The following is a 12453-nucleotide window of genomic DNA, read 5'->3' as shown; positions in this document are numbered from 1 at the left end:
TGCCTTTCCACCCAGCTGAAAAGCCAAGGAGGATGTATGCAAACCCAATCCGCTCAATCACACCAGCATGCCCATTCGACCCACCAACATGAAGGGCATCTCGGCCACCATCACTCTGCCTCGCAATCGGATGAGCATGGTCACGGCCATAATCACCACCATCACGATCACACAGCGCATCACAAAATGATGATTGTGGATTTCCGAAAACGCTTCTGGATTTCGTTAATTATCACCTTGCCGATATTGGTCTTATCTCCTCTGGTTCAAAGCGTACTTGGATATAAAGTCGACTTCATTGGCGCTAACTATGTTCTGTTCGGCCTTTCCGTGGTGATCTACTTTTACGGCGGTTGGCCATTCCTGACAGGCCTGTTCAATGAAGTAAAAAGCAAACAACCCGGCATGATGACACTGATCGGCGTCGCCATTAGCGTCGCGTTCGGATACAGCTCTGCAACGACTTTCGGACTGCAAGGAAAAACCTTCTTCTGGGAACTCGCGACACTGATCGACATCATGTTACTGGGCCACTGGATTGAGATGAAATCGGTTCTGGGTGCATCCAGCTCGTTACAGAAATTGGTCGAAATGATGCCGACCGAAGCTTACCGACTGGAAAACGGGAAACCGGTACAGGTCTCTATCGACCAATTAAATGCCAATGACCTCGTTCTGGTGCGACCAGGCGAAAAGATTCCTGTGGACGGTTCCATCACCGAAGGCGAAACCAGCATCAATGAGTCGATGGTCACGGGTGAGTCTAAGCCGGTCAAAAAAAGCACCGGAGAAAAAGTCATTGGCGGAACCATCAACGGCAACGGTTCAATTACGGTACTCGTCCAACAGATCGGTGAAGAAGCCTATCTGCATAAAGTCATCGACATGGTACGCCAGGCACAGAGTGAAAAATCAAAAACCCAACACCTGGCAAACCGCATCGCCTTTTGGCTGACTCTGATCGCACTGACCGTCGGTTTCGGTACGCTGGCTTCTTGGCTTGCACTTGGCAAACCGTTCGTCTTTGCACTGGAACGTATGGCCAGTGTCATGGTCATCACCTGTCCACACGCCCTTGGCCTGGCGGTTCCATTAGTGGTTGCCATTTCCACGGCGGTCTCGGCTCAACGCGGCCTCTTGATACGCAACCGCACCGCTTTCGAAAACAGTCGCAAAATCAGTCTAATGGTCTTCGACAAAACTGGCACCCTGACACAAGGCGACTTTGGCGTCACACGATACGCTTCGGTAGACGAGCAGTTCAACGACCGCCAGATTCTGGAAATGGCCGCTTCGCTGGAATCCCATTCGGAACACCCGCTTGCTCTGGGCGTCTTGCAAAAAGCCAAAGACGAAAATATCGAACCCGAACCGGTTCAGGATTTTCAGGCGCTGACGGGTAAAGGCATATCAGCCAATTTGGGAAGTCTCCGGATCAAAGTCGTCAGTCCGGGGTACCTGAATGAAAACGACATAAAACCACCTGAAGAATCCACCGGCAATTCCGCAGAAACGGTCATCTACCTTCTTGTAGATGAACAAGTGGCGGGCTACATTGCCATGGCGGATAGAATTCGCCCTGAATCCTATGAAGCCGTCAAAAACCTCCAAGAGCAAGGTCTCAAAGTTTACATGCTGACCGGAGATAACGACGCAGTTGCCCGCAGCGTCAGCGAAGAGTTAGAGCTGGACGGCTATTACGCCGGCCTGCTGCCGGACCAGAAACTTCAAAAGATCAAAGAACTGCAAAACCAAGGAGAGTTTGTCGCCATGACCGGTGACGGCATCAACGATGCTCCGGCCTTAGCTACCGCGGACGTCGGTATCGCTATCGGATCGGGGACAGACGTCGCAGCGGAAACGGCCGACATCATTCTTGTTAACAGCAACCCAAAGGATATCGCCTATCTGGTCTTTTCCGGCAATGAAACCTACCGTAAGATGATCCAGAACTTTGTATGGGCGACCGGTTACAACGTGATTGCAATTCCACTCGCCGCCGGAATTCTTTACAGTTCGGGCATCGTCATCAACCCGGCATTAGGTGCCGTACTGATGAGTCTGAGCACCATCATTGTTGCCATTAATGCACAACTATTGAAGTTGAAACTGCAAAACCAACCTACTTCGTTTTAAACAGGCCGGTTAGGTTTATAACCGCTTCGTGAGTTGATATAGTGACCGATACAACTATCTCAATTTAGAAGAACAAACCATGAACAAAAAACGATTACTGCTTTTACCGCTATTTTTCTGGGTGGTGTCCGTGCAAGCGGCGGACGGCGTGACTAATGTACCAAGCCAGTTTAGTGTGGAAGAAACGGCGAATCGCATGGAAACCATCCTGAAACAAAAAGGGATGACAATCTTCAACCGGATCAGACATTCCGACGGCGCCAAAGCGGTCGGTATTGACCTGAGAGATACTCAACTTTTGATCTTCGGCAATCCAAAAGTCGGTAGCCTGCTGATGCAGTGTCAGCAGAGCGTGGCCATCGACCTGCCGCTTAAAGCGCTGGTTTGGCAAGACGAAAACTCGAAAGTTTGGATCAGTTATAACCAACCGGCCTATTTACAGCGAAAACATCAAATTAAAGGGTGTGCGGATACTTTAACCAAAATGGAAAAGGCCTTGGCTGGCATTACCCAAGCCGCTGCAAATAAATAATGCTGTTGCCAATCTCAACAGGCCTGCTCAGAAACAAAAACAGAAAATCCAAACAATAAAAAAGCCGTCATTTGACGGCTTTTTACTTTTCTAAATCCAAAGGCGATTAAAAATCTTCCCAATCACCGGAATCATTCCTTTCTGTCATCGGTTTTAAAGGTTTAGTCGTTTGAACCGGTTTTTCAGGTTTCGATTCTTCTTCAACAGGCTTGGTTTCCTTCTTGGTTTCAATGGCAACCGGCTTAGGTTTTTCCAAACGAACCGCTTCATTTCGAACCACTGATGCCGAAGACATGCTACTTTCGGCCTCCTTTTGGAACCCATCAAGAATACTGAACTGCTGCATACGTGCTACCAGCTGCTCGGATTGTTTAGCAATGGTTTGTGCACTGCTTGCAGACAATTCAACCAAATGTGCATTTTCCTGAGTATTGCGATCCAAAAGCACAATCGCCTGATTCACCTGCTCAATTCCTTGCGACTGCTCAACCGAAGAGGCCGCCATTTCGGAAACCAGTTCGGTTACCTGAGAAATCGCCTGACTGATTTCAGACAATGCGTTACCCGACTGCTCTGCCAGTTTGGTACCCTCGTGCACCTGATGCGTCGAGCGTTCTATCAATCCTTTAATCTCTCTGGCCGCATCCGCCGACTTACCGGCCAGACTCCGAACCTCGCCTGCGACCACGGCAAACCCTCTACCGTGTTCACCGGCTCTGGCTGCCTCAACCGCAGCATTCAACGCCAACAAATTGGTCTGGAATGCGATCGAATCGATTAGTCCGATGATCTGTTCGATTTGCTCGCTCGATTCCCTGATGCTCGACATCGCTTGAATGGTCTGTTTCATGACCTCGGCGCCTTCCGTCGTCTTATGGCTCGCTTGAACGGACACTTCATTAGCCTGCTGAGCACTTTCCGCATTGCTACGCACCGCTGCTGTCAACTCTTCCATGGTTGAGGCCGTTTCTTGAATGGACGCCGCCTGCTGCTGAATGCGCCCCGACAGATCCGTATTGCGCTCGCTGGTACTCTGAATATCACCGGAAATCTGACGAATGGCGACATTCACCTGCGCCAGAATACTAGATAGATTGTCCAAAGAGCCGTTGATGGCGTCCTTCATTTCGCCAAGACCCGCTTCGTAATCCCCTTCGACTCGTTTGGTCAGATCACCCTGCGCCAAAAGCTGAATGACGTTCGAGATATTCAAGTTTGCTTCAGAGATTGAAGACGTCATCACGTTGATCTGTTCGCCCAGGTCGTGTACAAAACCATCCAGTACGGAAACGTCGATCTGCTCGCCGATATCTCCCTTGGCGGCTCGCTCTACGATCACTTTCAGGTTCTCTTCAACGTTTTTCTGCATCCTTTCCAGCTTCACCGTTTCGCTGACGTCTTTCCATTCGGTCACATAACCGATTCGTTCACCATTCTGACCCCAAATCGGGTTAACGATGATTAACAGATTCAACTCACCCAGGTTTAATTCAGCCGTATAGGTTTCTGTCAGGTTCCCCAATAAGTTGCGCTGATGTTCGGGACGCACATGGAAAATATCGATATTCTGTCCGATCAGATCATCCGCCGAAAAATGCGGCAACATTTTCTGAATGTCTTTTTCGACTTTTTTCAATGTATTGAGAATGGATTCATTCATGTATGTGATGGTCAGATCGGCATCCGCCAACATAATATTGGAACTGCTTTGATCCATAACCGTTTTCACCGTATTCAACTGATCAACCTGATCGTGAATCCGAACCAACATGCGTTCCAATAAAAATTCCATCTGCTTCAGTTCACGCGAACCTTCAAGTACGATTTTGGTCGACCAGTTCACGTCGGAAGGATCTTCACACATGTGAAGGAACGAATCCTGCAAATGCGTAATCGGCGTGACAATAGCGCGGCGAATGAAAAACTCGAAGGCAATCAAACTGACAATTAAAGAAACCAGAAAGACTGCAATGACGTTAATGATTTCCGCTCTAAACAATTCTTCATTAAGCTGTTTATTCTTTTCATCCGACACTTTTTTCAGATGCGCATACCATACTTTCAATGCATCCATGGCTTTACGGTCATCCACGATCACCTTGCTGTCGATCTGCGCAACAGACAAACCTGCTTGACGTAGTTTTTTCACCTCCGCTACACGGCTCACATACTTACTAACCACCGCTTCCATCTCATCAAGGCCTTTTATTTCAACCTCACTAAGATTTCCGAACTTACGGTATGCCTCGATATCTTCTAGAATCGTCTTTCCATTTTGCTCAACTTCTTTCGAGTAACTCTCCGTTCGGTAATCTTTCTCTCCACGAATTACGAAATTTTTGAAATTATGAATGAACTTTCCATACCCTAATTGAGATTGAATCTCGATCAGAAGCGCCTCTTTCTGGTTCATTTCTTTTTTCAAATTATCGAATTTATCTTCATACTTTACTTCAAGATAAAGATAGGACATGAAGCCGATTCCACTGATTAGAACCAGCATCAAAAAATAGATTCCGACATTCTGAAACGTCGTTCTTCCACGGATAGACTGTGCAGGCATAAATCCTTTAAACCTCTGAGTTATTATTTTTTTATCACTGTAGCCTAAAACCAAAACTAATCCATACAAAAATAGACGAATATAATCCGTACTAATTACGATAAAACTGCCTAAGAAAATATTTACTATCAATCAAAAAAAACAATAATATCAACAACAAAACATACAAATCTAATCAGAGTTATTTTTTTCACTCGCATATAAAAATTTAAAGCTGCCCAGTTGAGAAGTTTTTATGGCCAGATCTGAAATTTAAAAATTCAGGATGCGAAATCACTCAGGGGAAACAAAAGAACACCTAAGACATTGCCAAAATCACGTCTAATCCGCTATTGCAACGTTAGTGACCTTGTGAATTTAAAGGATAAGAAATGCAGACTATCGTTTGGTTGTAAACGACGTTAAAGAAAGGATAGAACCCAATTCAAGAGTTGAATAAATCGATTTTGAAAACTCCCGCTTTGTAAGAGGGAGTTAATTGCTTTCCTTTTGGGAAAATTAACCAGCGTTAAGCTTTGAAACACTCATACGTCTAGGCTGACAATCTCAGCAACTGATTGGCGCCGCCGTTTCCGTAAATGCTTTGCTCAATCTCCTCTATGCATTGAACAACTTGTTCAGATAAACGGTCAATCTCAGGCAATAAAACATACGCAGATTCTGTATCGCCACTATTTTTATACTCTATGGCTTGAGCGATTTTTTGGTGGAATTCTTCATGCACCAGATCCAACCTACCCATTTGTGGTAAATGATTATAAGCCTGCCCTTCTGTGTCCCGCCATTCTCCTAATGCACATAGATGATGATTTCTAACCGACTCAACATCATCGATTTGCTCAACGCCGGAAACCACATTCGCAATACGAATTCGCCAATTAAAATGCGCCTGTTTGTACTCAGCCAAAGGTGAACGCCCTTTTCTACTCACTTCCTGTCCTTCTGGAGACAATGAGAACGTGGCGGATAATTTGTTCATGTAATCTGCTTGTTCGGCCACGTGACGAGAAGACGAAGCAGCCTCTTTAACCAAGGCTGCACTTTGTTGAGCCATTTGATCCATCACCTCGATAGATCTATTCACTTCTAGAATGTCGGCTTCTTGTTCCTTTGACGCTTCTGAAATCTGCATAACCTGCTCACGCATCGTTTCAACCAAGCCTCTAATAGAGACCAGTTCGTCTCCCGTTTTTGTCACCAACTGAGTACCTTCATTAATTTGCGAAACCGACTGTTGAATCAAAGCTTGAATATCTCGCGAAGCTTCAGCCGATCTCTGAGCCAATGTGCGAACCTCACCGGCCACAACTGCAAAACCTCGCCCTTGTTCTCCCGCTCGTGCCGCTTCTACAGCCGCATTCAACGCCAACAAGTTGGTTTGGAAAGCAATACCATCGATCATACTGGTAATTTCGGCTATTTTTTCTCCGGATGACTGTATTTGATTCATCGACTCAATCGCTTGAAGCATCACCTGCGAGCCCTGCCCGACCTTTGTAACGACGCTGTTAGCCAACTCACTGGCCCGATCAACAATTTCATCGTTAGAGCGAACCGAAACAGCCATTTTTTGCATCGCAGAAGAGGTTTGTTCAATCTCAGACGCTTGCTGTTGAATCTTGCCTGCAAAATCGTTCACCCCGGCGGACAACTCTTGAGTCGCGACCGTCACCTCGTTAGAGTTAAACTGAACCTGACCGATGACTTCGTTCAAACTCTTAAAGGAAAGGTTGATGGCATTTTGCATTACTTGAAACGCCCCTTTATACTCACCTTCCATACGGCTAGAAACTCTCGAAAAGGCCAATTCACCAATCGCACGTCCCGTTTGAGACAGGGCTTTTTCCAAATGGAACACCATGTCATTCAGATTTTCGCCCATGCTTTTTAGAAGCGGTTCTTCAATATTGTCGGTTTGGATTCTCTTATTAAATACACCGTTAGCCGCGGCTTCAACCAATCCTGAGATCTCTTGCTCGATGGCAACCTCTTCCGATTTGTCTTCCCACTGCACCACCGTACCGTAACGAACACCGTTTTGCTCAATCGGAATGATCTGTAGGACCAGATGCATATTATCCAAATTGATCTTAGCCTCGTAGGGTTCCTTCAAACCATCAATCAACTGTCTTTGATGATCCGGGTGTTTATGAAAAACATCGATCGATGAACCGACAATTTTTGCTACATCAAAGTCCGGTAAATGGCTTTTTAAAGTCCCCTCATTGCGTTTCAAAAGAGAAATGACCATTGGGTTAGCGTATTGAATCACATGTCGTGCATCCGCAATCATGATTCCAATGGAAGCCGATTCAACCGCTGTTTGAACTTTGGAACTTTGACCCAACAAAGCTTGTATTTGATCCAGATTATTTGCCAAGTTGGATTGTATGATTCCAACCATTGCGCCCAATTTATCAACCGGTGCTTGCTTCATAAGCGAATGGCTAGGTGAGAAATCTACATTTGTATTAAAGTCTTCTTGAGACACCGCCAACAAAGAATCCGCGTAATCTTTTAATTTACGATTCATTTTTTGGAGTTTCCAAGCACCCACACCACCTAATAAAACGCCACCGGCCATCAAGCCACTGACAGAAGGTGTATAGATGCCAAACGCATCCAATAAGCCGATTACACTGGCGCCCGCCAGCATGAATGCCACTAAGTGTTCTGCTCTAGCCTTATAGATCGGACACTTATGCCACCAACGTACAGGCTTGCCACCCCAAATCTTAAAATCACCTCGTTTTAATTTAGGATAATTTTCTTCCGCCCAACTTACCTGCTCTCGGCTCGGCGCGTAACGAACAGATAAATACCCGGTCACCTGGTTGTCTTCATAGACGGGGGCAGCTCTCGCAACAACCCAATAATAGTCCCCGTTCTTTCTACGGTTCTTAACCAATCCAGACCAAGGCAGTCCTAGCTTCAAGCTACGCCACATATCGGCAAATGCGGCTTCAGGCATATCTGGGTGGCGCAAAATATTATGCGGTTCCCCAATCAATTCATCCTTCTCATAACCGGATACTTCGATAAACGCCTCATTCGCATAACGGATCGTCCCGTGCAAATCGGTTTCCGATACAAGAATTCTTTCATCTAAAACATATTCATTACGAGTAACTGGTTGATTATTTCTCATCTTTAAATACTTTCCTGCTAAATAATATAAAGAGGCGTTTCTAATAAGCAACCTCTTACCTAATGCTTTGATTTAATGAGCTTTCTCTATCGCTATGAATCAATGCATCAAAATCGTTGTTCACACTCGTTAAAAAAGGGAATCCTTTCTGAACGCATTCGTTTAATTATCAAAACCTACCCGGATTACACGTTGGTTCTCTGAACCTTATGGCCTAACTCAATCTCCATTAGCACATCTAATCCCGAATGTTTTTTAAGTCCATATGCATAACGCCCCCCGAAAGCTTTATGAAAACGGCTTAGCAATCCCTTGTCTTTGACAAATTATTAAGGCAAAGTCATTCAACTTTTCACCTAAAACTAATTACTCACTATGTGAGTAAAAATACTAATAATGTTTTTTGTGTGGTTATTCTATATGAAGTAAGAAAAATATTCTAGTAGATACGTAATTTTATTTACATTTGTGATTTTGAACTGGAATTTAGAATGTTTCCGAAACCCGAAAACAAAAAAACCGACCATAGTGGTCGGTTTTAATACATGACTTGAATTGATGCTTTAAGAGTTGAGGCTACTTGCTCGCTTTGACTTCTGACCGGTGAGAGGCGTTATCTGCTCTTTTTTTGGAATGCCAGGATCTAGAAGGTTTTTTGTCGGCGCCTTCGGGCTTTTGCCCTCTATGGCTGCTACCCGAACGAGCCCCATCTTTCCGGTCTTCACGTGGTTGCTTCGGTTTCTTAGGTTTTTTAGGCTTAATAGGACGAGTATCCAAACGTGAAGCCGGAACGCCTTCTACCGGCTCGAAGCCTTCAATCACTTTACGAGGCAATAAGGCCCCGGTCAGACGCTCAATGGCAAACAACAATTTAGCCTCTTCTGCGCAAACCAACGACAATGCTTCACCACTGGCGCCGGCTCGTCCCGTACGGCCAATGCGATGTACATAATCTTCGGCCACATTCGGCAACTCGAAATTGACAACATGAGGTAACTGATCAATGTCCAGACCACGGGCGGCGATATCTGTCGCTACCAGTACTCGGATTTCACCATTTTTGAAGTCGGCCAAAGCACGTGTTCTGGCGCCCTGACTTTTATTACCGTGAATCGCAGCAGCTTTAATACCGTATTTCTCAAGCTGCTTAGTCAAACGGTTGGCACCGTGCTTGGTTTTGGTGAAAACCAATACTTGCTCCCAACGGTTTTGGGCAACCAACTGAATTAACAATTCCGGCTTACGTTTTTTATCGACAGGATAGACCCACTGCTCAACCGTTTTAGCTGTCGTATTGGCTGGAGCCACAGAAATCTCAACCGGATCATTAACCAGACCTTTGGCAAGCCTGCGAATGTCATCCGAGAATGTCGCGGAGAAAAGGAGGTTTTGACGATTCTTGGGAAGCAGAGCCATGATTTTCTTGAGGTCATGAATAAAGCCCATGTCCAACATGCGATCCGCCTCATCCAGCACCAACACTTCCAGCTGGTCAAACTTCACGGCATTCTGGTTATACAGATCCAACAATCTCCCCGGTGTTGCAACCAGAACATCCACACCGGAACGCAAACGCATCATTTGAGGGTTAATTTTCACCCCTCCAAACACCACCGTCGATTTAAGAGGCAAGTTTTTACCATAAAGCTCTACACTTTCGGCAACCTGAGCTGCCAACTCGCGCGTTGGAGTCAGAATCAACGCTCGTGCCTGATTCGATTTAGCTCTTTGCCCTTTAGAAAGCCGTTCCAAAATCGGCAACGTGAAACCGGCAGTTTTTCCGGTTCCGGTCTGGGCGGCAGCCATGACGTCTTTGCCTTGGATAACCGCTGGAATAGCTTGTGTCTGAATTGGAGATGGCGTTTCGTAACCCTGTTCGGCTACAGCTTCAAGGATAGGGGCGGATAACCCCAGGGAGGCAAAGCTCATAAATGTGGTGTCTCTTTTATAATTATATTGTGATTGCGTCTTGCTTAAGGACTCGGAACACCTATAAAGGTATTCGAAGGAAAGGTGGGTAGCTTACAGTAAGTGGTTGATAATTACTATCTTTTCCTCTTCTTATTTGCAAATAGTCATCATCCATTCATCATCGCCCCCCTCTTTGCGTTTTTTTACTGTTAAAATTGCTAATCTTCCTAGGTTTTGTAGAATCGAACCAATAACGGCATTAAACGTTATTTTTTCTTAAATTCAACATGATAGGCATAAAGACGATATGAAAATCCCACTCAAAAAAACGCCCGCGATTCATCGCCCGCGCAACAAAGTTCTGGGCGTTCCCGAACTGATTGCGATTGCCTTGGGTGGCATGGTCGGAGGCGGGATTTTCACGATTTTAGGGATTTCGGTCTCCATGATTGGTGTTTATACCCCGCTTGCGATTGCCCTCGGTGGGATAGTCGCCGCCATGGCTGCTTATTCGTACATCAAACTCGGCGTCTACTATAAAGACGAAGGTTCAACCTACGCATTTTACAAAAAAACCTTTCCCAAATCGCCGTTTGCAGCCTCACTGATCGGATGGTGGGTGATTTTCGGTTACATCAGCACCCTGGCACTCTACTCCTACACCTTCGCCTCTTATGCGATCAGTGGATTTACATTCGCGGACAATGAATGGATCCGTAAACTGGTTGCCGGCGGCATCATTAGCGTATTCACTCTAGTCAATATCCTAAGCGTCAAAGGAATGGGAAAAATAGAAGACCTTATGGTCTACACCAAACTGGTCATTCTGGTGGTGATCTCTTTCGTTTTGATTAACAACAGCAACACCACCCTTCCGACACTGATTGAACATAACGGCACCATCTCAATTCTTGACATCATGATCGTTGCTTCCATTACATTTGTCGCCTATGAAGGGTTTGAGCTTGTCATCAACGCAGTCAATGAAATGGAAAAGCCGGAAAAGAACATTCCTCGCGCCATCTATGCCGCGATTTTCCTGGCGATCCTGATCTATCTGGTAATTGCCTTAGGCGCAATTCTCACCATTCCGTTCGCAGACATAATCCAAAACAAGGAATATGCACTGGCTTCCGGAGCCGATAAGATATTGGGACACTGGGGAACCGAACTGGTTATTATTGGCGCCCTGCTGGCGACGAGTAGTGCAATCAGCGGCACCGTTTTCGGTGCTTCGCGGCAAATGTCAGCCATCGCTGAAGATCGTTACCTTCCGGCCTACTTGACCAAACATTCACGCCGGATTCCAGTCTATGCCGTCCTGACTCTGTCCGCTTTGGCCTTTGTTCTGGTCTTATCCGGCTCCCTGCAACTCATCCTCGAATTCGGAAGCGTGACTTTCCTGATTATCTCCCTACTCATGGCTTTTGCCAACTTCCGAATCCGGCACCAAACGAATTCATCCGCTTTCATCACATTGACCTCCCTGTTCGGATTGGCAGTTGCAACCGTCCTTGTCTTCTACTCTGAGATCAGCACTCAACCCGTGCAGATGGCACTCATTCTCGGAACCTATATTTTATTGACCATCGGCGCCTGGCTTTACGCAAAAAAAGTGCGTCGGAAAAACCGATTGGGGGTATTGGGCTAGACCGTCCCCCAACTAAAAACCTATTAAAAACAAGGACTTTCTTTTTAATCGTTTTATTGACCACATTCCACGCATGGATTAGCATGTGGAAAGTATCAGAGAAACCCGTCACTGGAGGTGAATCATGTATTACGTAGTGGAATCAGACAAAACTTTCGAGCAAGCTTCAAACGACTTGGATGCCGCAGTCAAAAACAATGGCTTCGGTGTCCTTCACGTTCACGATCTGGGGGAAACCCTGCGCAGCAAAGGCTTCGACTTTACGGAACAGTGCCGTGTCTTTGAGGTCTGCAATCCCGGACAGGCATCAAAAGTACTGGCAACCGATATGCGACTTAACATGGCGCTTCCGTGCCGCATCTCGGTTTACACTGAACAAGGCAAAACCAAGATCGGGCTTATCAAACCTGCGGAGATGTTGGCGACTTTATCACTGGATCCTGCTTTAACTCAAATCGCTGGAGAAGTCGAAGCGAAAACGATACAGATGGTCGAAGAAGCCAAATAAACAT

At 45.9% G+C, this 12453-nt stretch carries 7 protein-coding genes; 4 read left to right on the top strand and 3 right to left on the bottom strand.

What is annotated here, in order from left to right; genetic code table 11:
- The first annotated feature begins 36 nt into the window (after positions 1–36).
- Together QCB45_RS00225 and QCB45_RS00220 are read left to right on the top strand one after the other, a co-directional pair.
- On the top strand, positions 37–2136 hold the full coding sequence (locus tag QCB45_RS00225) for a copper-translocating P-type ATPase (protein ID WP_279418475.1): 2100 nt from the start codon (positions 37–39) through the stop codon (positions 2134–2136).
- A 79-nt stretch (positions 2137–2215) separates the two neighbouring features.
- Positions 2216–2668: a DUF302 domain-containing protein gene (locus QCB45_RS00220; protein ID WP_279418473.1), complete on the top strand. Its 453-nt coding sequence runs from the start codon at positions 2216–2218 to the stop codon at positions 2666–2668.
- 106 nt (positions 2669–2774) lie between these two features.
- On the opposite strand, the gene QCB45_RS00215 is transcribed toward QCB45_RS00220, so the two are convergent.
- The 3 genes from QCB45_RS00215 to QCB45_RS00205 all read right to left on the bottom strand — a co-directional run bounded on the left by QCB45_RS00215 (position 2775) and on the right by QCB45_RS00205 (position 10308).
- A complete protein-coding gene (locus QCB45_RS00215; protein ID WP_279418472.1) occupies positions 2775–5231 on the bottom strand; it encodes a methyl-accepting chemotaxis protein in 2457 nt (818 codons plus the stop codon).
- Positions 5232–5763: 532 nt separating this feature from the next.
- Complete coding sequence (locus tag QCB45_RS00210; protein WP_279418469.1) at positions 5764–8379, bottom strand: methyl-accepting chemotaxis protein; 2616 nt, start codon at positions 8377–8379, stop codon at positions 5764–5766.
- A gap of 576 nt (positions 8380–8955) precedes the next feature.
- Positions 8956–10308: a DEAD/DEAH box helicase gene (locus QCB45_RS00205; protein WP_279418466.1), complete on the bottom strand. Its 1353-nt coding sequence runs from the start codon at positions 10306–10308 to the stop codon at positions 8956–8958.
- A 289-nt stretch (positions 10309–10597) separates the two neighbouring features.
- Between QCB45_RS00205 and QCB45_RS00200 the strand changes: the two genes are divergently transcribed.
- Together QCB45_RS00200 and QCB45_RS00195 are read left to right on the top strand one after the other, a co-directional pair.
- Positions 10598–11941 (top strand): APC family permease, encoded by a 1344-nt coding sequence (locus tag QCB45_RS00200; RefSeq protein ID WP_279418462.1) that lies wholly within the window; start codon positions 10598–10600, stop codon positions 11939–11941.
- Positions 11942–12065: 124 nt separating this feature from the next.
- Positions 12066–12449, top strand: a complete 384-nt coding sequence (locus QCB45_RS00195; protein WP_279418461.1) for a DUF302 domain-containing protein — start codon at positions 12066–12068, stop codon at positions 12447–12449.
- Positions 12450–12453 lie beyond the last annotated feature (4 nt).

The organism is Thiomicrorhabdus sp. ZW0627 (assembly GCF_029767005.1).
Classification (GTDB): Bacteria; Pseudomonadota; Gammaproteobacteria; order Thiomicrospirales; family Thiomicrospiraceae; genus Thiomicrorhabdus.
The sequence above is the reverse complement of the archived record's forward strand: the minus strand, read 5'-3'. Positions and strand labels throughout refer to the sequence as shown.

Bases quoted from the DNA above. Each gene is read 5' to 3' on its own strand.
- QCB45_RS00225 (WP_279418475.1), top strand. From the start codon at position 37: ATGCAAACCCAATCCGCTCAATCACACCAGCATGCCCATTCGACCCAC.
- QCB45_RS00220 (WP_279418473.1), top strand. From the start codon at position 2,216: ATGAACAAAAAACGATTACTGCTTTTACCGCTATTTTTCTGGGTGGTG.
- QCB45_RS00215 (WP_279418472.1), bottom strand. From the start codon at position 5,231: ATGCCTGCACAGTCTATCCGTGGAAGAACGACGTTTCAGAATGTCGGA.
- QCB45_RS00210 (WP_279418469.1), bottom strand. From the start codon at position 8,379: ATGAGAAATAATCAACCAGTTACTCGTAATGAATATGTTTTAGATGAA.
- QCB45_RS00205 (WP_279418466.1), bottom strand. From the start codon at position 10,308: ATGAGCTTTGCCTCCCTGGGGTTATCCGCCCCTATCCTTGAAGCTGTA.
- QCB45_RS00200 (WP_279418462.1), top strand. From the start codon at position 10,598: ATGAAAATCCCACTCAAAAAAACGCCCGCGATTCATCGCCCGCGCAAC.
- QCB45_RS00195 (WP_279418461.1), top strand. From the start codon at position 12,066: ATGTATTACGTAGTGGAATCAGACAAAACTTTCGAGCAAGCTTCAAAC.